Here is a 25,793-nt window from a genome sequence, read left to right as displayed (position 1 = left end):
CCGAGTAGGCACGGGCGAGCGGGAGATGGGCGGCCGGGGCAGGAGGGGTTATGTGCGGGTCAGCTCCTCGGTGGCCGTCCACCGGATGCGCGTACTGCACGCGGAGACGACCAGCGCCGAGGCGGCGACCGCGGCGAAGCCCCAGACCAGGCTGCTCGCGTGGGCGATGAAGCCGATCAGCGGCGGCCCTGCCAACAGGCCCGTCGTGCCCATGGCGGCGACCAGGGTCAGCGAGTCCGAGCCCTGCCCCGCGGCGGCCACGTAGACGCACGGGGTGACGGCCGCGATACCGAGGCCCACGCAGGCAAAGCCGAGCAGCGCCGGGACAAGGCCGCCGCTGACCAGGGCGAGGATCAGGCCCGCGCCCGCCAGCGCGCTGCCCGCGAGGACGACGCGGCCGTCGCCCCAGCGGCTGCGCCAGCCGTCGGCGAAGAGACGGGCCACGACCATCATCCCGGAGACGACGGCGATGCCCAGGGGCGCCAACTCGGCGGAGGCGTCGGCGACGTCCTTCAGATAGAGGGCCGACCAGTCGTTCATGGCGCCCTCGGTCACCGTGCCGAACGCCATCGCGACGCACATCCACAGTGTCATGCGGGACGGGACGGACCACTTCCCGGCGCGCTTCTTCTCCCCCTTCTCCCCCTTCTCCCCGCTCTCGGCGGGGGTTCGGTCATCGGTCAGGAGGCCGGTGCGTGCGTACGCCACCAGCAGGAGCAGGATCGCGGCCGCCGCCGCGAAGTGCACGGCGACCTCCGTTGTCACCGCGTTCATGCCGGAGGCGAGCAGCGCGGCCAGCAGGGAGCCGCCGCTGAACGTCGCGTGCAGCCGTGCCATGGCATTGCGCTCGTACGCGGCTTCCAGGGCGGCGCCTTGGGCGTTCATGGCGACGTTCAGACAGCCCACGAGGACACCGTCGACGCACATGACCAGCAGCGCCACGGGGTAGTTCGGGGCGGCGGCCAGGGCCGGGAGGAGCAGGGCCAGGCAGAGCGCCGACAGGAGCGCGAGGCGCTGTGAGCCGAGGCGCCGCATCAACGCCGCGATCAGCGGGAACGCCACCGCGGCGCCGGCCCCCGCGGCCATCAGCAGGACGCCGACCTCCGCCGCGCTCAGGCCGAGGTCGGTCTTGAGCGCGGGGATCCGCGAGGCCCATGTGGCGTACTGGAAGCCGAGCGAGCAGAACAGGGCCGCGATCGCCAGCTGGCCTCGGTGGAAAGGATCACGTACGCGGAGCACCCGCATCAGCCCACTTCTCTGTTTCTCCGCGCGGCGACGGCCCGGCCGGCACCGCCTTGGACATGTAGACGGCGGTCGGCCCGTATGCGGCGGGGGGCACGGCCCCTTGGCCGGCGGTGAAGCCGCGGGCCGACCAGAACGTGTCGCTGCCGCCGACGGCCACCAGGGATATCTGCTCGTAACCGTGCGAACGGGCCGTCATGGTGAGGCGGTTCAGGAGGTGCCGCGCGAGGCCCCTGTGCCGCAGGTCCTCCGCGATGACGATGTCGTGCAGATGCAGGTTGCGCGACGCGGGCGCGGGCTTCTCCTCGGTGCCGCGCAGGTCCGGGTAGGCGGACTCCGGGTACGGCAGGGCCAGCAGATAGCCCGCGAGGCGCCCGCCCAGGTCCAGCGCGAAGCAGGTGGCCGGGGACGCGTGCGCCTTGGACTCCAGCGCGGCCCGCCCCTCCGACAGGCCGAGGCGGCTGTAGGCGCGGTGCTCAAGGACGGCGATGCCGTCCCAGTCGCTGTCGGCGACGCGGCGTATCCGTATTCCGTGGTTCACGGTCTCGTGGTTCGCGATCTCGTCGTTCGTAATCTTCTGGTTCACGCGTCCCCGCCGTCTATCCACGTGTACGGGAGCGGGCTGAAGCCGTTGAAGCCCTGCGTCATATAGCTGGTCGCGTACGCGCCGCAGGACAGCACCCACACCGGATCGCCCGAGGCCAGCGCCTTGGGCACCGGGACAAGGCCGTCCTCGTGCGAGAAGGCGTCGTCGCTGTCGCAGGTGGGGCCCGCCACCACGGCCGGGACGGACTCGGCGTCGCGGTGGGAGGGGAAGACGAGGCGGTACTGCAACTGGTCCATCTCGTAGAGGCCGTTGAACTTGCCGCAGCTGAGGTACAGCCAGTACTGCCGCTCGCCGTCCGGTCTGCGCCGTGCCGAGAGCCGGGAGACGTGGGCGCGGATGGCCCCGTGGTCGGCGATGAGATAGCGGCCTGGCTCGACGACGAAGCCGAGCCGGTGGCCCTGGATCTCCTTGAGGCGCGCCATGCCCTCGCGGATCACGGTGAAGATCTTGTCCATCGGGGGGTCGAGCGCCCGGCCGTGCTTGTCGCGGTAGCCGAGCGCGGGCAGGCCGCCGCCCAGATTGACGTGGTCCATGGGGATGCCGCGCCGTGCGAGGGCGCCGAGCACGTCCGCGATGCGGTCGAAGGCGCCGCGCCAGGCGTCGGCCGTCATCTGCTGGGAGCCGACGTGGACGGACAGGCCCGCGGGGGTCAGCCCCAGCTCACGCGCCCTGTCCAGGACGGCGACGGCGTCGGCGGGCGAGCAGCCGTACTTGTCGCTGAGCCCCCAGAGCGCTCCCTCGCCGGTGGTCGCGAGGCGGCAGAACACCCGGGCGCCCGGCGCGTGGCGTGCGAGGGCGGCCACGTCCTCCAGGCTGTCGGTCGCGAAGTCTTTGATGCCGAGGCGGTGCGCGTCGGCGATGTTGCGGTCGGACTTGACGGTGTTGCCGTAGTGCATCCTGTCGACCGGCACCCCCGCGCGCAGGGCCTGCTCCACTTCATGAGGGCTCGCGGCGTCGACGCCGGAGCCCCGCTCGGCAAGGCGGGTGAGCACCTCGTCCACCGGGCAGGCCTTCATCGCGAAGCGGACGGCGACGCCGGGCAGTTCGCGGCGCAGCGTCTCGTAGCGCTCCTCGATCCCGGGGAGGTCGAAGACGATCTGGTCCTCGGCCGCGGCCGCCAGGGCGTCGAACAGCGGCACGGTCCCGTGCGTCATCGTCGCGCTCACGTCGCCCGCCCCGCTGGAAGGAGCGGACGGCCGGCGCCCTTGCTCGCCCGCATGAGGGGTTCCCATGCCTCGATCAGCAGGGCGAAGTCCTCGATGTCGCTCCGTGCCTCGTCCAGGAGGCGTTCGCGGCGCGCGGCGAGGAGGTCGGCGAACTGCCCGTATCTGCCGCCGAGCCGGCGGTAGGCGGCGTCGACGCGGTCCAGGCGCTCGACGTTCTCGGCCCGGTCGAGCGCGGTGCTCTCCCTGACGAGGGCGCCGACGACGGAGCCGCGGACCTGGCCCCGGTCGTCGAGGAGCGTGTCACCGGCGGCGGCCATCCGGTCGTAGATGACGTTGAAGTAGAGCATCGACAGGAAGAACTTGACGAAGCGCGTCTGGTACGCGATGAAGCCCGCGTCGGTCCTGCGTTCCGCGGTGTAGAAGTTGACGATGTTGCGGTTGTGCAGGACGCCGGGCAGGGCGGCGTCGTGGACCAGGTGGATGAGGAAGTAGTCGCTGCCGATGGTGTCGGTGGCGGGCGGCAGCGGCACGTGTTCGTGCACCGAGTGGAAGCTGATGTTGCACATGTCGACGCGCATGGGGTCGACCAGGGTCAGTGTCGCGTGGTCGCCCGTGAAGGGTTCCGTGCCGGCGCCCCGGAAGGAGTCGTCGACGAGCTCGCGCTTCTGGTCGTCGGACCAGTGGCCGGGCGCCCAGAGGCTGACCACGTCGTGGTAGACCTCGGGATCGAGGCCGCGTATCTCGCCGATGTCCACGGAGAGTTCGCCCACGAAGGAGCTGCCGACCATCGCCACGCGCTTGTGGGCGTGTCGCTCGTCGAGAGTGGTCTCCACGGCGCCGTGCGCCGCGTCCGCCGCGCGCTTGCCGAGCGACATGAGTTCGTGGTGGACGGGGAAGACGGGTTCGCCGTCGAGGGTCTGGTACCGGCTGTCGGAGTCCCTGCGGTGCACGGACTCGCAGCCGAGGGCGGCGGCGATGAGGAACGCGCGGTTGGTGCAGGCCCCGTAGGAGAGCTTGGCCGGGAGCATCAGCTCCAGCATCAGCTCGGGCTTGGCGACCCCGGCCCGGCCGATCACTCCGCGCAGGAAGTCGCGCTGCTCCGTCTCACCGAGGTGGTGCGTGACGACGCGCGGGACGTCACCCAGCGCGCTGACGGCCCGCGCGTGGGCGGCGAAGGTGTCCGGGCCGGAGGAGTCGAGGATCAGCAGGTGCACCTCGACGTCGAAGTGCGCGGCGGCGTGGGCCGCTTCCTCGCCGATCGCCGCGATCGTCTCGGGGCAGGCCCTGTTGGTGGGCAGGGTCAGGCAGACGCGGCGCATGCGGCTTCCCCGATCGGCTGGTCGGGGGCCTGTCCGGTCCAGGACGTGAGGCCCAGCAGCTTCTCGCCCAGGTCGTTGAGCGTGGCGGTGCCGTAGCGCAGGGACTCGGGCTTGTCGGCGTCGCCCAGGAGCGTGGCGTTCCAGTCCGGGGTGGTGAGGTGGCGCCAGGAGTCGACCCGGGAGCGGCGCAGCTCCTCGTGGGTCTCCAGGGCGGGCATCATCGAGAGGTACTGGACGGCGCGGACGCCGCTCGCGGAGGTGTTGGGCGCCACGCCGTGTGCGAGCAGCCCGTTCCAGATCAGCAGGTCTCCGGCCTCCAGTTCGGGCCGGATGACGGGCATGTCGTCCTGGTCGATCGCGGGGCGGATGGGGTCGCGGCCGTCCGGCTGGAGGGCCTTCCACCGGTCGAACCGGCGGAACAGCTCGGGGCAGCACTGGAAGCCGCCGTGCTCGTGCCGGGTGTCGTCCAGGGCGATGATGCCCTGCACCCGCTGCGGCAGCACGCCGAGGGTGGTGTCGACGTCCCAGTGGAGGTTGATGTCGAACCCGCGCTCGGTGGGGGCGATCAGGGAGCGGGAGCGGTTCTTGACGTTGGGCGGGTTGAGGTTGAGCCGGTCCAGGGTCACCCAGAGCTCGTCGCAGTCCCATACGTCGGTGAAGGCGTCGTAGACCCGCCGCGTCTGGCGGCTGTCCCAGATGAGCTGGTGGTGGTAGGCCTCGACGAAGCCGTAGACGTGCAGTTCGCGGTCCAGGTCGGAGCGGAACTCGCGCTCCTCGTACCAGGTCTCGGGGCGGCCCCGGTCGAGCCCCTGGAACTCCCAGGCGAAGTCCAGCAGGTCCTTGGCCGCCTCGGTGGGGATCGCCTGCTTCACGACGACGTAGCCATACGTCTGCCAGAAGGCGAAGTCCTCCTCGGAGAGCACCTTGAGCGGCCGTGTCTTGGCCAGGTCCCGCAGCTGTGTCTGCGCCAGGTACGTCTCGCCGTCGGCGCTGAAGTAGGGGACGGCGGACGGGGCTCGATGGAGGTAGCGGTCGGACGCTGGCATGGCGTGCTCCAAGGTTCGGTTGCTGGCCGCTTCAGGTCGGCCGGGGCAGCGGGTGCCGCAGCCGCCCCTCGTCGAACTGGCGTACCACCAAAATGGACTAGACCAACTGGCGCTGTCAACAATTGACTTGGGCGCCTTGTTGACCAAAACGCCGATATTTGCCCCCGGTTCACGCACTCGTCACACGAGATCCCTACGGAATTTTCTGCTTCAACTGCCGCTTACGGCCCCGCAGTTGGTGCGCGGAACTGGCATCCGCGTGCATTGACGCCTCACCCTGGACGTCGAACGCTTAACCCCGAACGCACACCCCCGAGGAAAGGCTCTTCTCATGCGAAGACGTGACTTGGTCCGTGGGCTTGCCACCGTCGGCGCCGGGTTGGCTCTGCCCGTGTCCCTGACCGGTACGGCCGCGGCGCGGCCCGCGTCGGCCGCCGCGACCTGGCGGGAAGTCGCCGCCCCCGCCGGGCAGCCCGCCGCCCACCTAGTCGGCGTGGCCGCCGCGGGGCCCGACCGGGCCTGGGCCGTGGGCGAACAGGGCCGCTCCGGCGGCACCCCGGGCACCGCCATCGCCCTCAGCTGGGACGGCACGGCCTGGAAACCGACCGACCTGTCCCACCTGACGTACACCTCCCTGCGGTCCGTCGCCGTCAGCCCCTCGGGCGGGGCGGCCTGGGCCGTCGGCACCGACACCAAGGGCCACGACCAGCTCCTCACGTGGGACGGCGGGACCTGGCGGGAGACCGCGTTCCCCGGGCGGGGCGAGGCGGGGACGCGGCTGACGGATGCCGCCGCCGGGCCCGACGGCCGGTTCTGGGTCTCGGGGCGGCGCGGCGACCGGGCCGGGCTGCTGTGCGGCGACGGCGGGACATGGCGCTGGTGCCGTCCGCTTCCGGACGTGGCCGCGCCCACCCCGACCGGCGTCCACGTCACACCCGGCGGGGAGGTGTGGGTGTTCGGTGACGTCATCGCCCGCTGGGACGGCGCCTGGACGGTGATACCCCGCCTGCTCGGCATCCGCGCCTCCGTGAGCGGACTGCTGCCCGTCGCGCACGACGACATCTGGCTGACCGGATTCGCGTACGGAGTGGGCGGACCGCCCGGCAAACCGCCCGGGGTCACGCTGGAGCACTGGGACGGCACGCGGTGGAACGACGTCGGGGCGCCGTTCGGCGTGGGCCTGTTGAGCGGCATCGTGGGGGACGCCGACGGCAGGCCCGACCGGATCTCGGGCTGGGACTTCTGGGACCAGAAGCGCGCCCACTACCTGCGCTGGGACGGCACGGCCTGGGTCGGTGAGCGGGGCCCGGAGACCCCGGCCGCCTACCTGCCGGAGGCGCTCGCGCCGATCCCCGGGACGGACGGCGGCCTCTGGTCGGTGGGCACGACTTCCTTCTCGCCGTACCCACCGGCCCAGATCCGCGTCGAACGCTTCGGCTGACGCCCGGCCCCGGAGCCGGCCCGGCGCAGAGGCTCAGCCGCGCGGCGTGACGCTGAAGTCGAAGGCGACCGTTCCGGGGTCGACGGCCGTGACCCCGCCGTCCACGGTCAGCGCCGCGCCGTTGACGAAGGAGGCGGCGGGCGACAGCAGCCAGGTGATGGCCTCGGCGACCTCCTCCGGCTGCCCCGGGCGGCCGGCGGGGATCAGCCGCGCCGCCTCCTCGTACGCCGCGTCGGCCCCGCGCTCGCCGAGACCGGCCTCCGCGGCGAACCGCGTCATGCGCCGGTCCGCCATCTCGGTCCGCACCCAGCTGGGGCAGACCGTGTTGGCGCGCAGCCCGTCCCTGCCGTAGTCGACGGCGACGGAACGGCACAGCTGGACGAGTGCCGCTTTCGACGTCGCGTACGCCGCGTTCGCCACGCCGTTGCGCAGCGCGGCGACCGACGCGACCGCGACGACGGCGCCGCGTGCCGCCAGCAGGTGCGGCAGCGCGGCACGCAGGAGCAGGAAGGGGCCGGTGAGGTTGGTGCGCAGCACCGTGTCCCAGTCCTCGTCGGAGAGGTCACCGACCGCGCCGCTGCGCCCGACCCCGGCGTTGAGCACGAGTCCGTCGATCCGGCCGTACGCCGCCACGGCCGCGTCGACGAGACCGGCGACGGCCTCGGCGTCACCCGCGTCGGCGGGATGGGCCAGCGCCCCGGTCTCCTCGGCGACGCGGCGCAGCGGCTCCGGGCGGCGGCCCGATACGACCACGTGGTGCCCGTCGGCCCGCAGTCGCCGGGCGGTGGCGGCTCCGATGCCGGTCCCGCCGCCCGTGACGATGACAACTCGGCTCTCCGTCATGCCTGTTCAGCCTCCGAACACAGTCGTGAGCGCGTGGCGCGATCACCGCGATGATACGGAGACGCCCGCGCACGACCGTGTCCGGAGGTCCTTTCAGGCCGTGCTCACTCGTCGATCGCCGCGCCGAACGCCGCCCCGGTGCCCGGCGCGCCCAGCGACGACCCGCCGTACGTCCAGGAGCCCGACGCGGTGACGCCGCCCGTGCCCGCCGACAGGACCCACACCACGCCGTCCCCGGCGTTCTCGCCGGGCGCGGCCGCCAGGAGGCCGAAGCGGCCGTCCCTGTTCGGGTCCGAGAGCCGCACCTGCGCGCCCCACTTGTCGCCCTTCTCGGGGACACCCGGGATGTCCGCGGAGTCCTGGTCGAACGACTTGGCGCCGGTCGCCGTCACGCCGTTCTGCGAGCCGCGCAGCACCCACACCGCCCCCGCGTCGGCGACGGTGCCGATGTCCTCGCCGGGCGCGCCGATCGCCACGTCCGCGTAGCCGTCGCCGTTGGTGTCCGCGACGGACAGGTCGGCGCCCCAGCCGTCACCGCGCTCGGCGGTGCCGGGCACGCCGGTGGAGTCCTGCGTCCACCACTTGGCCTCCTCGCCGAGGCCGTCCGCGGTGCCGTAGCGCACGCCGACCAGGCCGCCGGTCATCGTCTCGCCGCCGTCGTCGGGGGAGGCCGGTTCGCCGGTCACCAGGTCGTCGTAGCCGTCGTTGTCGATGTCGCCGGAGGCCGCCGCCGGTCCGCCGCGCAGATCGCCCTTGTACGTGAGTCCGCCGGCGCTCCCCGCGAAGTGCATGGACCAGCCGTGCCCCGGCTCCTGGCCCACGGTGACGCCGGAGACGACGAGGTCGGCGTAGCCGTTGCCGTCGTAGTCGCCGGTGGTGAGGGACTTCGGCAGGATGTCGCGCTCCTCGGCGGCCGCGGAGAGCCGCTGGGTGTCCTGGCGGCGCAGCGGGGCCCGGCCGGGCTGCGGCGCGGCGTCGTACACGAAGAGTTCCAGGTCGTCGCGGTCCAGGACGGCGAGCACGTCGCCCGGCGTGTCGCCGGTGAGGTGCGCCGCGGCGAGGCCCGCGCCGAACTGCTCGCCCCCGGTGGGCTCCTGGGTCTGGAGCCAGTCGCTGGCCGCGCCGCTGAGCCCGGTCTTCGAGCCCCACAGGATGGCGACGCCACCGGCGTCCGCCCGGTCGCCGATGTCCTCTCCGGGGATGCCGACGATCGCGTCGTCGTAGCCGTCGCCGTCCAGGTCGCCCGTGGCGACGGCCTTGCCGAAGCCGTCGCCCACCTCGGCGGCGCCGGCGATCCCGTCCGTCGACTGGCTGAACCGGGCGACGTCGCTGGTGCCGATGCCTCTGGTGGAGCCGTACTGGACGGTGACGAGTCCCGCGCCCTTGTCACCGCTGACCGTGGCGCCCGGGGCGCCGACCAGCACGTCCTCGTATCCGTCGCCGTTGAAGTCGCTGTTGCGGTCGTCGGCGCGCGTACCCCCGGGGGTGCCGGCGAAGGCGGCGGGGGCGGCGGCGATACCGGCCCCGGTCAGCAGAAGGAACGATGCCGCGGCGAGGGCGGCAGGACGGTTGTTGCGCACGAGCGGCTCCTGTGAAGGAAGGTGGCCGGGCTGGCGCGAGGGTGTCCGGAAAGGGCCCGTTCCTTGTCCGGCGCCCTGTTCGACACGGGATGGGCGGCAAGGGTTGTACGGGAGTTCACTTCCAGCCGTACGCGTATGCCGCGACCCATGTGATCTCCAGCCGCGCGCTGCTGCCGGGCGCCGCCCCCGGCCCTTCCAGGGCGCTCTCGTTCTGCAGGACCCACGACAAGGGCCGGTCCGGCACTCCCCTCGTGTCGTGCCCGATCTCCTCGCCGTCCACGAAGAACCGGACATGGCCGGGGGTCCACTCGGTCGACACGGTGTGCCATCGGGTCCAGTCGTCGGCGCCGCGGAACGAGCCCTGCTCGCCGCCGCCGCACGGGTGGTGGAAGGCGCTGAGCGGCCCGGTCCACTCGCCCTCGGGGTGGTCCATCTCGCAGCCGCCGCCGTAGTGCAGCCAGGCCGACTTGTAGCCGGGGGCCTGCCTGGTCACCTTGATGCGGGCGCTGTACTTGCCGTACTTCATCTGCATGACGGCACGTGGTACGACCGCCGCGGCGTGTACGGGCCCTCCGTCGGCGGGCCGCCACATCCGGATGCGCATCCGGCCGTCGCCGTTCTCCGCGGGGCCCACGCTCACGGTGTCCTCGGGGTGGTAGACGCCGACGACGTCACGGGCCCGGTCGTTGGCCGTGTCGCGCCAACCGGTCGGGTACGCCCACCAGTTGTCGCGGTAGGAGCCTTTCAGGCCCTCGCAGTACGCGGCGGAGGTGTCGGCGTGGTGGTCGCAGCCGCTGAACGCGCCGAGCGGCACCCGGTCGCCGTCGAAGTCCTCGGCGAGGACCTGCCAGAACGGCCCGCAGTCGCCGCGCGGCAGCGAGGGCCCCGCGTCCCGGCAGGCGTCGGCGGACACCGGCGCGCCTCCCGCGCCCGGGACGCACAACAGGGCGGCGAGCAGCGTCACACCGAGCGCACCGAACACCACGGGCCTGCGCCGTCCCGCCGCCGCGTGTGATCCCATCGCGCTGCCTCCGCTCCACGGGGCCCACAGAGAGGGGCCATCCTCGCGGAGCGCGCTCCGCCCCGCCATCCCTGCGGGGGACTCCGTGCAACCCTGTTGCAACGTGCCGAGGGGAAGGGTCGCTCCATGGACCGTCATGAGAGCAAGGACCGTCATGGGAGCAAGGACGATGTGCCCCGCGTCGAGCTGACCCCCGCCGCCGCCCGGCTCCTGCGGCGGCTGCGGGAGGCGCACGGGCCGCTGATGTTCCATCAGTCGGGTGGCTGCTGTGACGGCAGCGCGCCCATGTGCTACCCGGAGGGTGAGTTCCGTACGGGCGACTCCGACATTCGGCTCGCGTCGCTGACCGTCGAAGGCGTGGCGGAGCCCATAACCTTCTGGATGTCGAAGAGCCAGTACGAAGTGTGGAGCCACACCCGGCTGATCGTGGACGTCGTGCCGGGGCGCGGCAGCGGCTTCTCGCTGGAGGCTCCGGAGGGCGTACGTTTTCTGATCCGTTCCCGGGTGGTCGGGGCGCAGCCACCGCCGTCCGGTGAACTCCGCTGACCGCTGGGACAGTTGGTGGCCCGGCCGACCCCAGGGGAAATCTGTGACACGACAGACACGGCAGACACCGCGGACACGGCAGGTAGGGCAGGTACGGCCGACACGGCGGACGCGGCACGGTGGACGGTTCAGAACGGCCCTCGCCCTCATCTCCACGCTCGGCACGCTGGCCGGTGCGGCTCTCGCGGGAGCGGCACCGGCCGGCGGTGCTGTCGGGGACGCCCGGCCGGCGGTGGCCGCACAGATCGCGCCGGGTGTGGAGTACCGGTACTTCGACGTTCCGGGCTCGCGCGGCACCGCCCGCGCCCATGTGCTCGACGTCGACCTGCGTGATCCGCGCACCGGTGTGGGCCTGCTGTATCCGGGCAAGGTCGCCGCGCGCTCGACCGTCTCCGCGCTCGCGGACGGGGCCGGCGCGGTCGGCGGGATCAACGGCGACTTCTTCAACATCACCGAGACCCAGCATCCCGGCGTCGAGGCGACCGGCGCGCCCGTCGGTCCGGCGGTCGCGGCCGGTCGGGCGCTGAAGGCCGCCGTGCCGAACGGGCAGCGCTTCGGGCCCGCCATGCCGCCGGGCGTCACCACCGAGGCGGTCCTGGGGGTGGGCGTCGACCGCCGGGCACGCCTGGACAACCTCTCGCTGGACGGGGAGGTGCGCACCCCGCGCTCCCGCCTGCCGCTCGGCGGGCTCAACCAGTACGCGCTGCCGGTCGGTTCCGTCGGCGCGTTCACCAGCGACTGGGGTGCCGTCTCACGGGTGCGCGCGACATGCGGCACGGACACGAGCCGCGGCGCGCCCTGCAGTACGGACACGCATGAGGTGACAGTCCGCTACGGCCGTGTCGCGGCCTCGGCCGACACGCCGGGCAGTGGCCCCGTCGCCCAAGGCAGCACGGTCCTGGTCGGCCGCGAGGCGGGCGCGCAGGAGTTGCGCAAGCTGTCGAAGGGCGACCGTGTGCAGGTCAGGCACCGTCTCGTGGCCGCCGATTCGCGCATTCCGTTCCGCTTCGCGCTCGGCGGTTACCCCGTGCTGCGGGGCGGCGCGCCACTGCCCGGCCTGGACACCACCGCATCGGCGGTGCGGACCGCGGCCGGGATCTCCGACGGCGGCCGGCGCCTGCTGCTGCTCTCGCTCGACGGCTCCCCCGAGTTCCGTACGGGCCTCACCATCGCCGAAGTGGCGCGGACGCTGCGCGGCCTTGGCGCGACGGACGGCTTCAGCCTGGACGGCGGCGGCTCCTCCACCCTGGTCTCCGCCACGTCCACGCTGGTCGCGCGGGCGCCGGGGGCCGATGCCGTGACTGTGCGCAACAACCCCAGCGGCGGGGTGGAGCGCCCGGTGCCCAACGGCATCGGCGTGTTCTCCCGGACGTGACGGGGGCGCGCCCCCGGCGGTTCACTCGGTGTCCCGCACCGCCACCAGGCCGTTGAAGACGCCCACGTAGGCCGTCCCGTCGGGGCCGAGCGTCACGGGCGCCCAGTTGTTGTCGTACGCGACGCCCGTACCGGCGAGCCGCTTCCACCGGGTGTCGCCGGTGCGGAAGTCCACCGCGGTGAGGTACCAGGCGTCGACGCCGAGGCTGTTGGGTTCCTTGGTGTAGAAGTACAACAGGCCGTTGGCGGTGGACAGTTTGGGCACGGTGGAGGGGGCGCGCACGCCGCTCTCCCAGGCCGTGTCGCAGCCGCTGCCGTCCTCGCGCACGTCGATCCTGCTGACGCCGCCGACGACGCTGCGGCCGAGCGTGAGTGAGGTGATGTTCTCGTAGCCGTAGTTGTTCTCGACGACGAGGCTGTCGCCCCAGGTGATCAGCGAGTTGTCGGTGGTGGACGCGCCGGAGCCGAAGACGGGGACCTTGCAGACGAGGCGCCGTTCGTCCGGCACGTCGGCGCCGCGCCGGTAGACGAGGACGTTCATACGGTCGTCGGCGTTGTCGGTGATCGCCACGTAGTCGTCGCGCTCGCCGAAGAGGTCGGGCGTGGTGCCCGAGCCCTGGTTGACCGAGCCCGGTTTCGTGCCGGTGCCGCGGTCGTACGTCTGGCGCCAGATGACCTTCGGCGTTCCGTCCGGGGCGGCGCGGAAGCTGTAGAGGGCGTGGTCGGAGACGATGGAGACGCCGTCGTCGGCGACCGAGAAGGAGTTCTGGATCTCCTCGCCGTCGAGCCGTAGGGAACGGATGGAGCCGGACTCGGGGTCGACGGTGCCGACGCGGCCCTGCCGCGTCACCCACCACATGCGGCCCTCCCAGTCGGGCATCACCGAGGTGACCGGGTCACATTCGCCACTCGGGTAGAGATTCGACCAGGTCACGCAGTCGTGCGGGACGTGCGCCGTCAGGTCCCACTCCTTGTCGACGACGAAGCGCCAACCGCCGTCCGCCGTCCGCTCGTGGGCGAGCCTGACGATGTGCTGCCGGGAGTCGGCGAGGACGAGACGGTCCTTGTGGTCGAGGTACGAATAGGCGCCGCCCGACGTGTCCTTGAAGATTTTGGAGAAGTCGAGCCGCGTGATGGCCTCGACCGTCGAGGGCCGCTGGGGCAGCTTGTACTCGGCGAGCGTGGCCAGCGTCTTCGGGTCGAGCAGCTTGACGAGGAAGCCGGTGAACGTGCCGCAGACGGTGACGATGCGGCCGTCGCGGTCGAAGGTGACGTTCGCGCACTCGCCGCCGAGTGCCGCCATCTTCTCGCTGTCGGCCGCGGGCCGCTTCCCGAGCGGACCGCTCCAGGGGTACGTCCCGCTGCCCGCCGCGTCGGCGTGCATACCGCTGCGGCCGTTGGCGGCGAGGTAGGGATGCTGGGGCGGCGGGGTGCCGGGCAGCGGTCGGGCGGCGGCGGGCGCGCCCTCGTAACTCTTGACGAGCCGGTGGCCGGGCGCCTTGGGGATGTCGTCGGCGTACGCGGGGACGGCGAGGGACACGGTCAGGGCCACGACACTGGCGGGGACGAGGCGGCGCAGTCTGCTGGACATGCGCCGAAGCTAGAGCGGGCCTCTTGAAGTGTCCATGAAATGACGTCAGTTGTTCATGAACCCGCAAGGAACGGGCTCGCAAGAAACGGGCCCGCAAGGAACGGTCACGGCTGGAACGCGCTCACGGCTGGAGTTCGCTGACGATGTCGGCGGTGGCCGTCAGGCCGTTGTGGATGGTCGGCGCCATGCTCGTGCTCGCCAGGTAGAAGCCCAGCAGGGCGCAGACCACGGCGTGCGAGACCTTCAGCGCGCCGTTGCGCAGAAAGACCACCGCCAGGATGAACAGCAGCAGCACCACAGAGATCGAGACAGCCATGGCAAGTACCTCCTCCGCCACGCGACATCGCGGCTTTCGGCCGTCAGTGTCGCGTAGCGGAGGGTCCGTCCGGGGCTGTGACCTGTGCTCCGAACGGGTTTTACTTCTCCCGGCGTTGACCGGCGCGGCTCACCGGCCGCGCGCGTCGAGGAAGGCTTCGAGCCCCGCGAGGTCATCGGTGTTGAGGTGATCGACACCGGCGGCGAGCAGCTCGCCCCAGACCGCTTCGCGCTGCGGGCCCGGCAGATCGGGCGTCGCCCAGAAACGGACGCGCTGCCCGCGCGCGTGGGCGGCGGAGACGATGCCGCGCAGCTTGTCGCGCTCGGCGGCGGGGATCGGCCCCGTGCCCTGCCAGCTGAAGTTGAGCGACCAGTTGTCGCTGATCAGCGGGATGAAAGAGGCGGGCTCCGCGGTCCCGAGGTCGGCGAGGCGGCCGTCGTAGAAGGCGTGCCGGACCTTCTGCGCCCGCATCGGGGCGCGGGCCGCGCGGTCGCCCGAGACGACGGCCGTGATCGCTGAGCGGCGGACCTTTCCATGGGCGTACGACGTGAACAGGTGCCGGTAGGGCCGCAGATGGCGGTGGAGCTCGGCGTACGTCGACGCGCCCTCGGTCTTGATGTCGATGAGGAGCTGGAAGGGCGTGCGGTGGTAGCCCCGGTAGACGGAGCCGTGGTGGGCGCGGACACGGGCCGCCAGCGGGTCCAGGTAGAGGGATTCGAGGGTGCGGGAGGGGTCGAGGTCCACCGGGTCGTGGGCGACCAGGAGCTGCCCGTCGACCAGGAAGATGTCGGCCTCGACGCTGCCGAAGCGGTGGTCGAGGGCGTCGAGGAGCGGCCTGGGGTGTTCGTAGTCGTTGTGCGCGTGGGCGCGGATCAGGGGGCGGGGGCGCGGGTGGTGGCCGCGCTCGCCCGGCTGTGCGTGGGCGGGCGCCCCGACGCCGCCCGCGAGGGCGGCGCCGAGGGTGGCGCCGAGGGCGGTCAGCGCTCTGCGACGGGTGGTGAGGGCCATATCTGCTCCCGGGGCGTCGGTGAGTATGCGGAACCTCAGTGAGTATGCGGCTGCTCCCGCGTCACGGCACCCGCCCGGCCGGGAGTTGGCGTGGTCGTCGCCGGGCGTTCACGCCGACCCGGTGAACACCTCCGGGTCGGCGCGGTGCGCGACCTCCTGGCCGGCGTCGGCGAGCTGCCCGGAGTCCCTGTACGCGCCGGCCACGCTGTGCCCTACGCCCGGTCGGGGGTTCGGGGAGCGAACCGGGGACGAGCATGTGGCGGGCCGTAAGTGATAGCCGAGCTGAGAGTTCCCGCTTTGTTGACAGTCCGTCTTATTGGGTCCGGAGTGCTTTGTTCCGTGCCGCGGGGCCGAGTTCGTCCCAGTGCGTGGTGCGGTCGCACCACCGCTCAAGGAGCACGCGGTCGTGGCCGACGGCGAGGAGTCCGGCGCCGCGCTCGCGGCGGTACTCCTCCACGACGTGGACCAGGGCCGCCGTCGTGGAGGCGTCCAGCATGGCCGTCATCTCGTCGCAGATGAGCCAGCGCGGGCGCAGCACCAGGGCGCGGGCGAGGCATGCCCGTTGCAGCTGGCCGTCGCTGACCTCGTGCGGGCGGCGGCCCAGAAGCTCCTTGCCGAGGCCGACGCGGGCGGCGAGTTCCGGGACCAGGGCGGCGGCCTCGGAGGACCGGCCCACCGCGCGCAGCGGCTCGGCGACAAGATCCCTGAGCGTCAGCCGGGGGTCGGCGGACAGCCGCGGCTGCTGGAAGACGACGCCGAAGGCGGTGCGCTGCTCGCGCGGGGCGCGGTGGCGCCAGCCCCTCGCGGCCTCGCCGTCGATGACGACCTGCCCGGCGTCGGGCCGGTGCAGCAGCGCCGCGACCCGCGCCAGCGTCGACTTGCCGCAGCCACTGGGGCCGAGCAGCCCCACGGACTCACCGGGGGCGATGGCGAGGTCCACGGAGCGGACGACGGGGGCGCGCCGGTCGTATCCGGCGGTGATGGAGCGCAGTTCAAGCACGGGGAGCCTCCAGCACGTCCGCGTGGGGGTGGTGGCAGGCGGCCCCGCCGGTGAGCGCGGGCACGGTGGCGCACGCCTCGTCGGCGCGTTCGCAGCGTGCCGCGAACGCGCAGCCCGCCGGGAGCGCGGACAGCTCGGGCGGCATGCCGGGGACGGGTGTGAACTCCCGTTCCGGCAGGGCGTGGAGGAGCCCGCGGGCGTAGGGGTGCCGGGGTCCGCGCGGGCCGAAGAAGTCGGCGGCTTCGGCGATCTCGACGACGCGGCTCGCGTACATCACGGCGACGCGGTCGGCGATGCGCTCGGCGGCCGCGAGGTCATGGGTGATCAGGAGCAGCGCCCGGTCGTCGCCGACGTGGCGGCGCAGCTCGTCGACGGTGCGGTCCACGAGGTCCCGGTCGAGCCCGGTGGTGGGTTCGTCGGCGAGCAGCAGCGGCGCGTCGCCGATGAGGGCGAGCGCGGTGGCGGCGCGCTGGGCGAGGCCGCCGGACAGCTCGTGGGGGTAGCGGTCGAGGTGCCCCGCGGGGAACGCGGCGCGCTCGGCGGCCGCTTCGGCGGCGGCGCGCAGCCGTGGCCGCCGCACCCCGGCGAGCTCCCGCAGGGTCTCCTCCAGCTGCGAGCGCACGGTCCGTACCGGCGTCAGATGCGCGGCGGGACTCTGCGGTACGAGGCCGACGCGCCGCCCGCGCACGGTGCGGGCCAGGGTGCGTTCGTCGGCGGCGAGGAGGTCGATGCCGCCGAGGAGGGCCGCCCCCGCGGTCTCCGCGTTCTCGGGGAGCAGCCCGAGCAGCGCGGAGGCGAGCACGGACTTGCCGCAGCCGCTCTCGCCGACCAGGGCGAGGCACTCCCCCGCCGCGAGGTCGAAGGTGGCGTCGGTGACGGCGGAGACGTGGGTGCCGCCGCGCATGCGGAACCGTACGGAGAGTCCCTGTACGGACAGAACGGGCTTCACAGCATCAGCTCCGATCGGCGCCGGGGGTTGATCCGTTCCCGCCAGGCGCCCGCGAGGCCCGCGATCGCCAGCGTGGGCACGATGATGAACAGGCCGGGGAAGAGCGTCGGCCACCAGTGGCCCGCGAGCAGCGAGCCGCGGGCGCTCTGCACGAGCGTGCCGAGACTGGCCTGGTGGGTGGGCAGGCCGAGGCCGAGGAACGAGAGCGCGGACTCGTGCCAGATGGCGTGCGGGACCATCAGGACGGCGGCGAGCCCGGCCTGCGGCAGGACGCCGGGCAGCAGGTGCCGCACCACGACGCGCAGCCGTGAGGCGCCGCCGGAGATCGCCGCGTCGACGTAGGGCCGCGAGCGCAGGGAGAGCACCTCGGCGCGCACGATGCGGGCGGTGGAGAGCCAGTGCGTAAGGGCCACGGACACGACGACCGGCCAGACGCCGGGCCGGAACATCGCGACGATGAAGATGCCGAGCAGCAGGTGCGGTACCGACGAGAAGACGTCGACGAGCCGCATCACGACCCGGTCCACCCAGCCCCCGGAGGCGGCCGCGAGGGCGCCCACCGCGGTGCCGATGACGGTGGCGACGACGGCGGCCACGACACCCACCAGAAGTGAGACCCGCAGTCCGTAGACGCAGCGCAGGAGCAGGTCGCGGCCGACGTCGTCGGTGCCGAAGGGATGCGCGAGCGACGGCGGCCGCAGCTTCGCCGCCAGGTCGACGGCCTGCTCGTCGAGGTTGACGAGCGGCGGCACGACAAGGACGGCGAGGACGACCGCGGCGACGATCACCGCGGAGGAACGCACCCGCCACGCGCGCGTGGAGCGGCGCACGCCGCCGTGGACGCGCCAGACGATGTCGGCCTTCCGAGTCTTCGCGGCCTCAGCCATCAAAACCCACCCTCGGATCGGCGAGGCCGTACAGGAGGTCGGCCACGAGGTTGCCGAGCAGCACCGCGGCCGTGGCGAGCGCGGTCAGCGCGGCCAGCAGCGGGAAGTCCACGGAGGTCGCGGCCTGCACGGTGGCCGCAGCGATGCCCGGCCAGCTGAAGACGGTCTCCACCAGGAGAGCCCCGGTGATCAGTTCGGGCACGCGCGACCCGATGAGCGTGAGGACCGGCAGCATGCCGGAGCGCAGGGCGTGCCCGAGCAGGACGGTCCGTTCGGCGAGGCCACGCGCGCGTGCCCCGCGCACGGGGTCGTCGCCCAGCGCGTCGCCGACGCCTTGACGCACGTAGAGGACGAACCAGGGGAGCTGCGAGACCGCGAGCACCCCGGCGGGCAGCACCAGGTGGCTCGCGACCTGCCCGGCGGTCACGGCGGAACTGGCCGTGTCGGTCAGACCGCCCGAGGGCAGCACACCCAGCTTCAGCGCGAACAGCCAGACGGCGAGCAGGCCGAGCCAGAACGGCGGCGCCGCTTCGAGGGTGTACGCGAGCGAGGTCACGGCGCGGTCGAGCCAGCCGCCGGGGCGGCGCGCGGCGAGGACGCCGAGCGCCGTGCCGAGCAGGATCGCGACGAGGAACGCGGTCGCGGCGAGCAGCACGGACCAGCCGACGCGCTCCCCGATGACGTCCGAGACGGGCTGGCGCAGTGTGCTGGAGTCGCCGAGGTCGCCGGAGAGGGCCGAGGTCAGCCACTCCCACCAGCGGGTGGCCAGCGGCCGGTCGACGCCGAGGTTGGCGCGCAGCTGGTCGAGGTTCTCCTGTGAGGCGGTGAGCCCGGCCGTGCCCGCGTACGCCTTGACGGGGTCGAAGGGCGAGGCGGCGGCGATGGCGAAGACGCCGAAGGTGACGACGAGCAGCACGGGCACCGCGAACAGCGCGCGCCGTCCGGCCAGGCGCGCCATCGGCCCCCAGGGGAGGCGACGGCCGGTCGCCTCCCCTGGGGCCTTGGATATCGCCGAGGTCACTTCTTGGGCTGCCAGTCCTCGACGTTCCACCAGGGACCGGAGGCGAGGCCGTGGTCGTGCGGCTCGACCTGCGTGGTCAGGTCGCCGAACTTCTTGTCGACGACGTAGAGGTGGTCGATGTGCGTGAGGAAGGTGTAGCCGGGGTTCTTCACGAGCTGGCGCTGGATGGTGTCGTAGGCGGCCTGGCGCTTGGCGTGGTCGCCGCTCCTGCGGGCGTCCTCCAGGGCCGCGTCGACCTTCTTGTTGTCGTAGTGCGCCATGTTGTTGAAGCCGTCACCGGCGAGGGAGGACTTCAGGAGCGTGTACTGGTCGAAGTCGGGGTCGGCCGGGGAGCCGCCGCCCGCGAGGACCGCGTCCTTCGGCATGCGCGGCTGGATGACCTCCCAGGTGCCGGACTGCACCTCGACCTTGACGCCGAGCTTCTTGGCGTCGGAGGCGTAGGCGAGGGCGTGGTCCTGGCGGAGCTTGTCGCCGGAGAGGTACCAGAGGGGGAACGTCGCCCGGACGCCGTCCTTCTCGCGGATGCCGTCCTCGCCCGGCTTCCACCCGGCGTCGTCGAGGATCTTCTTGGCCTTGCCGGCGTCGAACTTCCGCTCGGTGCCCTTGGTGAACCACGGGCTGTCGGTCGGGACCGGCCCGTAGGCCTCCTTGCCCGCGCCGTCCAGGATCGAGTCGACCATGGCCTTGCGGTCGACGCCGACGTCGAGGGCGCGGCGGATGCCGGTGTCGCCGGTGACCTTGTTGCCGGTGGGCAGCGTCACGACGCGGTAGTCGAAGGTCTTGGCGGCGTACGTCTTCCGGTCGCCGTCGTGCTCGTACTTCTTCGCGAGGTTGGGCGGCAGGATCGCGCCGTCGAGCTCACCGGCGTCGAGCCGGGTGGCCCGCACGTCGTCGTCCTTGATGATCGCCATCGTGAAGTTCTTGATCTTCGGTGCGCCGCCCCAGTAGTCGGGGTTGGCCTTGAAGCTCAGCTTCTCGCCCTTGGACCACTTCACGAGTTCGTAGGGGCCCGTGCCGACCGGCTTGGTGGTGAAGGCGCCGGTGTTCACGTCCTGCTTGCCCGCGACGTGCTCGGGGGCGATGGGCAGGACGGTGCGCTCGGCGAACGGCGCGTAGGGGTACTTGAGGTGGAAGACGACGGTGTCCCCCGCGGAGCCCTCCGCCTCGACGCTCTTGATGGCGTCCAGCTCGGTCTTGGAGGCGTTGTTGGTCTTCTTGTCGAGGATCGTCTCGTACGTGAAGACGACGTCCTTGGCCGAGAAGGGCTTCCCGTCGCTGAACTTGACGCCCTTGCGCAGCTTGTACGTGTACGTCTTGCCGCCGTCGGTGACCTTGGGCAGCGCGGCGGCGAGCGCGGGCTTCAGCTTCATGTCGGCGTCGTGCGTGAGCAGCCCGTCGAAGATCTTCGAGTTGCCGTCCTTGCCGTAGCCGAGGAGCGGGCTGAGGGTCTCGGGCTCGTACGCGATGCCGACCACCGCCGAATCCTTCGCGCCCCCCGCGCCGCCGCCGTCGCCCGGCGCCGAGCAGGCGGAGGCCGCGACCGCTATCGCGATGGCCGCGGCCACGCCGCTCGTGCCCCGTATCGATCGGGCCCTCATGCTCCACACCCTTACTGAAGATCAAGCGTTGTTGCGAACGGCTCGCAATTATGCCTTACGCAGTAGCGGGGCAGAGCCGCGGCCCGCACCTGGCAGGTGCGGGCCGCATCGATCTCTCTCGGAGTGTGTACGCAGGTCAGGGCGCCGGAAGGGCGACCAGCCCGGCCAGGGCCGCGCGGTGGTGTCCCGCCGTGCCGTAGGCGATCGAGTCGGCCTTGGCGCGCTTCAGGTAGAGGTGGACGGGGTGTTCCCAGGTCATGCCGATGCCGCCGTGCAGCTGCAGCGCCTCCTCCGCGGCGCGCACCGCCACCGGTGCCGCGTACGCCTGCGCCAGCGCCGAGGCGAGGCCGGGCTCGTCGCTCCCCGTGGCCAGCGCGTCCGCCGCGTGGCGCGCGGCGGCACGGGTGTTGACCACCTCCAGCCACAGCTGGGCGAGCCGGTGCTTGAGCGCCTGGAAGGAGCCGACGGGCCGGTTGAACTGGTGCCGCTCCTTCACATAGCGGACTGTCTCGGTCAGGCACCAGTCGGCGACGCCCAGCTGCTCGGACGCGAGCAGCCCCGCGCCTGCGCGCAGCCCCCGCGCGACCGCGGGCCGCGCGTCCGGGGCGAGGGCACGCGCGCGTGCCCCGTCGAAGGTGACGGCGGCGAGCGGGCGCGTCAGATCGAGCGAGGACTGCGGTTCGACGTCCACCCCGGTGTCCGCGGCGTCGACCGCGAAGAGCCCGGCGCCGGTGGGCACCAGGAGCACGTCGGCCGCGGCGGCGTCCGCCACGCCCGTCACCCGGCCGTGCAGGGCGCCGCTCTCCTCCCGTACGGCGGACCGCTCGTCTGCGGAGCCGCTCGACAGCGGCATCGCGAGCACGCCGACCCTGCGGCCCGAGGCGAGCGCCCCGAGCAGCTCGCGCGCCGCTTCGCCGTCGCAGGCGAGCAGCGCCTCGGTCGCCACCACCGCGCTGGTCAGATACGGCACGGGCGCGACGGCCCGGCCCAGCTCCTCAAGGACCACGGCGGCTTCGCGGTGCGTGGCGCCCTGGCCGCCGAGTTCCTCGGGGACCAGGAGGCCGGCGAGGCCCATGCCGTCGGAGAGGGCCTTCCACAGCTCGCGGTCGTGCGGCTCGGCGGTCTCGGTGCGGGCCACGACGGACGCCGCGTCGCAGTGGTCGGTGAGCAGGTCGCGCACCGCGGAGCGCAGTGCCTCTTCCTCTTCGGAGTAGAGCAGGTCAGTCATCGCGCGAGGTCCTTCCAGGCGACGTCCTTGTCGGTGCGCGGCTCGGAGGGCAGGCCCAGGACGCGTTCGGCGACGATGTTCAGCAGGACCTCGCTGGTCCCGCCCTCGATGCTGTTGCCCTTGGACCGCAGATAGCGGTAGCCGGCGTCGCGGCCGGTGAAGTCGACCAGCTCGGGCCGCCGCATCGTCCAGTCCTCGTACAACAGCCCTTCCTCGCCGAGCAGTTCCACTTCCAGGCCGCTGATCTCCTGGTTGAGGCGGGCGAAGCCGAGCTTCATGCCGGAGCCCTCGGGACCCGGCTGGCCCGCGACGAGCTGCTGGCGCAGCCGCTCGCCGGTGAGCCGGGCGACCTCGGCGTCGACCCAGAGCTTCAGGAGGCGCTGGTGGAGGTCGTGGGTGCGCAGCTCGGGCCGCTCGCGCCAGACCTCGGCGACCGGGCCGATCATGCCGCCCTCGCGCGGGACGCGCATGCCGCCGATGGAGACGCGCTCGTTCATGAGCGTGGTCCGGGCGACCTTCCAGCCCTCGCCGACCGCGCCGAGGCGGTGCGCGTCGGGGATGCGTACGTCGGTCAGGAACACCTCGTTGAACTCGGCCTCGCCGGTGATCTGCCGCAGCGGCCGCACCTCGACGCCCGGGTCCGTCATGTCGCACACGAAGTACGTGATGCCGCGGTGCTTGGGCTGCTCCGGGTCGGTACGGGCGATGAGGATGGCCCAGCGCGCGGTGTGGGCGCTGGACGTCCACACCTTCTGCCCGTTGACGATCCAGTCGCCGCTCGCCTCGTCGCGGACGGCGCGGGTGCCGAGCGCGGCGAGGTCGGAGCCGGCGCCCGGCTCACTGAAGAGCTGGCACCACACCTCCTCGCCGGTCCACAGCGGCCTCAGGAAGCGGCGCTTCTGCTCCTCGGTGCCGAAGCCGAGAACGGTCGGCGCGGCCATGCCGAGGCCGATACCGATCCGGCGCGGGTCGTTGTCGGGCGCGCCCGCGGCCTCCAGCTCGGCGTCCACGACGGCTTGCAGGGAGCGCGGCACACCGAGGCCGCCAAGCCCCTCGGGGTAGTGCACCCAGGCGAGCCCGGCGTCGAAGCGGGCCGTGAGGAAGTCGGCGCGGTCGATGCTCCCGGGCGGGTGTGCGGCCAGGAACTCCCGCGTACGGGTGCGCAGTTCGGCGGCGTCGGTCATGCGGCACCTCCGTGCGGCAGGACGGCCACGCGTCCGGTGGTGACGCCGTCGGCGACGCGCTGCACGGCCGCGGCGGCGCCGGCCATCGGCACCCGCTCGCTCACCAGCGGCCTGATGACACCCTTGGTGGCCAGCTCGGTCAGCTCCTCGTGGCAGCGTGCGATCGAGCGCGGGTCCTTGGTGTTGTACAGGCCCCAGTGCAGGCCCATGATCGCGTAGTTCTTCACCAGGGCGTGGTTGAGCGCGGGCGAGGGAATGGTGCCGCTCGCGAAGCCGACGACGACGATCCGGCCCTCGAAGGCCACGCACTTCGCGGACTTGGCGTACGCGTCTCCGCCCACGGGGTCGTACACGACGTCGGCGCCGCGGCCGCCGGTGGCCTCCTTGACGCCCGCGACGACATCGTCCGTACGCCGGTCGAGGACGAGGTCGCAGCCGAGTCCGCGCGCGGCCTCCGCCTTGTCCGCGCCGCCGACGACGCCGATGACCTTGGCGCCCGCGGCCTTGCCGAGCTGCACGGCGGCGCTGCCGACGCCGCCCGCGGCCGCGTGTACGAGGAGGGTCTCGCCCTCCTGAAGGTGCGCGCGCCGGTGCAGGCCGAACCACCCCGTCTGATAGCCGATGTGCAGCGCGGCGGCCTGGGCGTCGTCCAGTGCGTCCGGCGCGGGCAGCAGGGCGGCGGCGTCCGCGACGGCGTACTCGGCGAAGCCGCCGTACGGCAGCGCCGGGTTGGCGATCACGCGCCGCCCGTCCTCGGTCTCGCCGCAGATCTCCACGCCCGGCGTGAAGGGCAGCGGGGGCCTGACCTGGTACTGGCCGCGGCAGAGCAGGGCGTCGGGGAAGTTGATGTTCGCGGCGCGGACCTTCAGGAGCACCTGCCCGTCGCCGGGCCGCGGGCGGTCCACCTCCGCGAGGCGCATGACCTCGCCCGGCTCGCCGTTCTCGTGCACTTGCCATGCCTGCATGCGGGGCCTCCACGGGGCTGTCGTAGACCGGGCTCGTTCCGCATACTAAGCGGTCGCTTGCCGCAGGGGAACCGTCCATCGGGAACAGCCACCGGAAGCCGTCAGTCCTGCTTCTCCTTGCGCGTGGGCCGCGCCCGTACGTGCATGCGCTCGCCCTGGGGCCCGAAGAGGCTGAGGAACTCGGCTCCTCCTTCGCTCGTGGCGCCGAACCAGTGCGGGACGCGGGTGTCGAACTCCGCGGCCTCGCCCGGGCCGAGCAGCACGTCGTGGTCGCCGAGGATCAGCCGCAGCTTCCCGGACAGGACGTACAGCCACTCGTACCCCTCGTGCGTCTGCGGCTCCGGGGCCGGGGAGGTGCGGGCGGGCTCTATCACCTTGTACGCCTGGAGACCGCCCGGCTGCCGGGTGAGCGGCAGCATCGTGCGGCCGTGCCGGACGATCGGCTTGGCCCGCACGCGCGGGTCGCCCACGGGCGGGGCGCCCACCAGCTCGTCCAGGGGGACCTGGTGGGCACGGGCGATGGGCAGCAGGAGTTCGAGGCTGGGCTTGCGGTTGCCGGACTCCAGGCGGGACAGGGTGCTGACCGAGATGCCGGTGGCGGCGGAGAGCCCCGCGAGGGTGGCGCCGCGCTCCTTGCGGATGCGGCGCAGCCGGGGCCCGACCTCGGTGAGGACCTGGTCCATCTCTTGCGGCGCTTCCGTCTCTTCCTCTTCGCTCATGGCCCCATCATGACATTTTTTGCGGTACTGGCAATGCCATTTGTCAATAACGCACCACAGGAGCATGGTCCAGGGGTAGGCGACGAGAGGGAAACCGGATGTTGTACGACGTAGTGGTCATCGGAGGCGGCGCGGCGGGCCTGAGCGCGGCACTGGTACTCGGCCGTTCGAGGCGGCGGGTCCTCGTGGTCGACGCGGGCGAACCCCGCAACGCGCCCGCCGCGCACATGCAGGGCTATCTGTCGCGGGACGGCATGCCGCCCGCCGAGTTCCTCGCCGAGGGGCGGCGGGAGCTGGAGCAGTACGGAGTGGAGGTGGTGCGGGGCCGGGTGGCGGAGGTGGTGCCGGACGGCGAGGGGGAGTTCGGGGTGCGGCTCGCGGACAGCGGGGCGGTGCGCGCGCGGCGGGTCGTCCTGGCCACGGGCCTGGTGGACGAGCTGCCTTCCGTGCCGGGCGTGGCCGAGCGCTGGGGCCGCGACGTGCTGCACTGCCCTTACTGCCACGGTTGGGAGGTGCGGGACGAGGCCTTCGGCGTCCTCGCGTCGGAGCCGTTCAACGCTCACCAGGCGCTGCTCGTCACCCAGTGGTCCAAGGACGTGACGCTCTTCCTGCACACCGTGCGGGAGCTGCCGGACGCGGAGTGGGAGCGTCTGGCGGCCGCCGGGGTCTCCGTGGTGGAGGGCGAGGTCGCCGGCCTGGAGGTGACGGACGACCGCCTGACGGGCGTACGGCTCGCCGACGGCCGGGTGTTCCCTCGCTCGGTCCTGTTCGTCGCGGCGAAGCCGGTGCCGCGCGACGACCTGCTCACCGCGCTCGGCGCCGAGACCAGGCAGACCCCGGTCGGCCCCTACCCGACCGTGGACGAGACGGGCCGCACCACGGTCCCCGGCGTGTGGGCGGTGGGCAACGCCGCGGGCCCGATGGAACAGGTCATCAACGCGGCGTCCGCGGGCTACCGTGCCGGCCTCACGATCAACGCCGAGCTGGTCATGACAGCCATCGACGCGGAGGCCGCGCGTCGCCGGGCAGGCGTCTTCACGCCGGAGGCGGAAGCTGCGGTGGCCAGGGTGACGGCGGGCGGCCGGGAGCACGAGGTGGTGGGCCGGGTTGCCGCGTGGACTCCCAGCTCCAGGCGTTGAGCC

General features: G+C 72.7%; 24 protein-coding genes. 4 read left to right on the top strand and 20 right to left on the bottom strand.

Annotation, left to right across the window (positions count from 1 at the left end):
• Window positions 1-48 precede the first annotated feature (48 nt).
• From ACWDZ7_RS10175 to ACWDZ7_RS10155, 5 genes are read right to left on the bottom strand one after another with little or no spacing between them, the layout of a single operon-like run.
• A complete protein-coding gene (locus tag ACWDZ7_RS10175; protein WP_451796214.1) occupies window positions 49-1,245 on the bottom strand; it encodes an MFS transporter in 1,197 nt (398 codons plus the stop codon).
• On the bottom strand, window positions 1,223-1,828 hold the full coding sequence (locus ACWDZ7_RS10170) for a GNAT family N-acetyltransferase (protein ID WP_451796213.1): 606 nt from the start codon (window positions 1,826-1,828) through the stop codon (window positions 1,223-1,225). Before ACWDZ7_RS10170 ends, ACWDZ7_RS10175 begins: the two co-directional genes overlap by 23 nt.
• Complete coding sequence (locus ACWDZ7_RS10165) at window positions 1,825-3,003, bottom strand: type III PLP-dependent enzyme (protein WP_451796253.1); 1,179 nt, start codon at window positions 3,001-3,003, stop codon at window positions 1,825-1,827. The genes ACWDZ7_RS10170 and ACWDZ7_RS10165 overlap by 4 nt, the downstream gene beginning before the upstream one ends.
• An 8-nt stretch (window positions 3,004-3,011) precedes the next feature.
• Window positions 3,012-4,334: a DUF6271 family protein gene (locus ACWDZ7_RS10160; RefSeq protein ID WP_451796212.1), complete on the bottom strand. Its 1,323-nt coding sequence runs from the start codon at window positions 4,332-4,334 to the stop codon at window positions 3,012-3,014.
• The gene (locus ACWDZ7_RS10155; RefSeq protein ID WP_451796211.1) at window positions 4,316-5,380 is read right to left on the bottom strand and encodes a phytanoyl-CoA dioxygenase family protein; all 1,065 of its coding nucleotides are present in this window, start codon (window positions 5,378-5,380) and stop codon (window positions 4,316-4,318) included. Before ACWDZ7_RS10155 ends, ACWDZ7_RS10160 begins: the two co-directional genes overlap by 19 nt.
• A 331-nt stretch (window positions 5,381-5,711) precedes the next feature.
• On the opposite strand from ACWDZ7_RS10155, the gene ACWDZ7_RS10150 reads away from it, so the two are divergent.
• On the top strand, window positions 5,712-6,821 hold the full coding sequence (locus ACWDZ7_RS10150) for a hypothetical protein (protein WP_451796210.1): 1,110 nt from the start codon (window positions 5,712-5,714) through the stop codon (window positions 6,819-6,821).
• 33 nt (window positions 6,822-6,854) lie between these two features.
• Here ACWDZ7_RS10150 and ACWDZ7_RS10145 read toward each other — a convergent pair whose 3' ends face one another.
• The 3 genes from ACWDZ7_RS10145 to ACWDZ7_RS10135 all read right to left on the bottom strand — a co-directional run bounded on the left by ACWDZ7_RS10145 (window position 6,855) and on the right by ACWDZ7_RS10135 (window position 10,265).
• Window positions 6,855-7,664, bottom strand: a complete 810-nt coding sequence (locus ACWDZ7_RS10145; protein WP_451796209.1) for an SDR family NAD(P)-dependent oxidoreductase — start codon at window positions 7,662-7,664, stop codon at window positions 6,855-6,857.
• Window positions 7,665-7,768: 104 nt separating this feature from the next.
• Window positions 7,769-9,244: an esterase gene (locus ACWDZ7_RS10140; RefSeq protein ID WP_451796208.1), complete on the bottom strand. Its 1,476-nt coding sequence runs from the start codon at window positions 9,242-9,244 to the stop codon at window positions 7,769-7,771.
• A 115-nt stretch (window positions 9,245-9,359) separates the two neighbouring features.
• On the bottom strand, window positions 9,360-10,265 hold the full coding sequence (locus tag ACWDZ7_RS10135; RefSeq protein WP_451796207.1) for a glycoside hydrolase family 16 protein: 906 nt from the start codon (window positions 10,263-10,265) through the stop codon (window positions 9,360-9,362).
• A 126-nt stretch (window positions 10,266-10,391) separates the two neighbouring features.
• Between ACWDZ7_RS10135 and ACWDZ7_RS10130 the strand changes: the two genes are divergently transcribed.
• Together ACWDZ7_RS10130 and ACWDZ7_RS10125 are read left to right on the top strand one after the other, a co-directional pair.
• Window positions 10,392-10,811 (top strand): DUF779 domain-containing protein, encoded by a 420-nt coding sequence (locus tag ACWDZ7_RS10130; RefSeq protein ID WP_451796206.1) that lies wholly within the window; start codon window positions 10,392-10,394, stop codon window positions 10,809-10,811.
• 148 nt (window positions 10,812-10,959) lie between these two features.
• Complete coding sequence (locus ACWDZ7_RS10125; RefSeq protein WP_451796252.1) at window positions 10,960-12,186, top strand: phosphodiester glycosidase family protein; 1,227 nt, start codon at window positions 10,960-10,962, stop codon at window positions 12,184-12,186.
• A 21-nt stretch (window positions 12,187-12,207) separates the two neighbouring features.
• On the opposite strand, the gene ACWDZ7_RS10120 is transcribed toward ACWDZ7_RS10125, so the two are convergent.
• From ACWDZ7_RS10120 to ACWDZ7_RS10065, 12 genes are all read right to left on the bottom strand, one after another.
• Window positions 12,208-13,776 (bottom strand): hypothetical protein, encoded by a 1,569-nt coding sequence (locus tag ACWDZ7_RS10120; protein ID WP_451796205.1) that lies wholly within the window; start codon window positions 13,774-13,776, stop codon window positions 12,208-12,210.
• A 121-nt stretch (window positions 13,777-13,897) separates the two neighbouring features.
• Window positions 13,898-14,092 carry a hypothetical protein gene (locus tag ACWDZ7_RS10115; protein ID WP_451513536.1) on the bottom strand — a complete coding sequence of 65 codons (195 nt, stop codon included), beginning with the start codon at window positions 14,090-14,092 and terminating at the stop codon, window positions 13,898-13,900.
• Window positions 14,093-14,221: 129 nt separating this feature from the next.
• Window positions 14,222-15,100 carry a phosphatidylinositol-specific phospholipase C/glycerophosphodiester phosphodiesterase family protein gene (locus ACWDZ7_RS10110; RefSeq protein WP_451796204.1) on the bottom strand — a complete coding sequence of 293 codons (879 nt, stop codon included), beginning with the start codon at window positions 15,098-15,100 and terminating at the stop codon, window positions 14,222-14,224.
• Window positions 15,101-15,413: 313 nt separating this feature from the next.
• On the bottom strand, window positions 15,414-16,100 hold the full coding sequence (locus tag ACWDZ7_RS10105) for an ABC transporter ATP-binding protein (protein ID WP_451796203.1): 687 nt from the start codon (window positions 16,098-16,100) through the stop codon (window positions 15,414-15,416).
• On the bottom strand, window positions 16,093-17,004 hold the full coding sequence (locus ACWDZ7_RS10100) for an ABC transporter ATP-binding protein (protein WP_451796251.1): 912 nt from the start codon (window positions 17,002-17,004) through the stop codon (window positions 16,093-16,095). The genes ACWDZ7_RS10105 and ACWDZ7_RS10100 overlap by 8 nt, the downstream gene beginning before the upstream one ends.
• A gap of 41 nt (window positions 17,005-17,045) precedes the next feature.
• Window positions 17,046-17,936 carry an ABC transporter permease gene (locus ACWDZ7_RS10095; protein WP_451796202.1) on the bottom strand — a complete coding sequence of 297 codons (891 nt, stop codon included), beginning with the start codon at window positions 17,934-17,936 and terminating at the stop codon, window positions 17,046-17,048.
• Window positions 17,929-18,894 (bottom strand): ABC transporter permease, encoded by a 966-nt coding sequence (locus ACWDZ7_RS10090; protein ID WP_451796201.1) that lies wholly within the window; start codon window positions 18,892-18,894, stop codon window positions 17,929-17,931. Before ACWDZ7_RS10090 ends, ACWDZ7_RS10095 begins: the two co-directional genes overlap by 8 nt.
• Window positions 18,895-18,953: 59 nt before the next feature.
• A complete protein-coding gene (locus ACWDZ7_RS10085) occupies window positions 18,954-20,555 on the bottom strand; it encodes an ABC transporter substrate-binding protein (RefSeq protein WP_451796200.1) in 1,602 nt (533 codons plus the stop codon).
• A 136-nt stretch (window positions 20,556-20,691) separates the two neighbouring features.
• On the bottom strand, window positions 20,692-21,783 hold the full coding sequence (locus ACWDZ7_RS10080) for an acyl-CoA dehydrogenase family protein (protein WP_451796199.1): 1,092 nt from the start codon (window positions 21,781-21,783) through the stop codon (window positions 20,692-20,694).
• Window positions 21,780-22,967 carry an acyl-CoA dehydrogenase family protein gene (locus ACWDZ7_RS10075; protein WP_451796198.1) on the bottom strand — a complete coding sequence of 396 codons (1,188 nt, stop codon included), beginning with the start codon at window positions 22,965-22,967 and terminating at the stop codon, window positions 21,780-21,782. Before ACWDZ7_RS10075 ends, ACWDZ7_RS10080 begins: the two co-directional genes overlap by 4 nt.
• Complete coding sequence (locus tag ACWDZ7_RS10070) at window positions 22,964-23,932, bottom strand: NADPH:quinone oxidoreductase family protein (RefSeq protein ID WP_451796197.1); 969 nt, start codon at window positions 23,930-23,932, stop codon at window positions 22,964-22,966. The genes ACWDZ7_RS10075 and ACWDZ7_RS10070 overlap by 4 nt, the downstream gene beginning before the upstream one ends.
• Before the next feature lie 101 nt (window positions 23,933-24,033).
• Complete coding sequence (locus tag ACWDZ7_RS10065) at window positions 24,034-24,651, bottom strand: helix-turn-helix domain-containing protein (protein ID WP_451796196.1); 618 nt, start codon at window positions 24,649-24,651, stop codon at window positions 24,034-24,036.
• A gap of 98 nt (window positions 24,652-24,749) precedes the next feature.
• Between ACWDZ7_RS10065 and ACWDZ7_RS10060 the strand changes: the two genes are divergently transcribed.
• Window positions 24,750-25,790 (top strand): NAD(P)/FAD-dependent oxidoreductase, encoded by a 1,041-nt coding sequence (locus ACWDZ7_RS10060; RefSeq protein WP_451796195.1) that lies wholly within the window; start codon window positions 24,750-24,752, stop codon window positions 25,788-25,790.
• Window positions 25,791-25,793 lie beyond the last annotated feature (3 nt).

The organism is Streptomyces sp. NPDC003032 (assembly GCF_053591415.1).
This window is presented reverse-complemented; position numbering and strand designations above follow the sequence as displayed.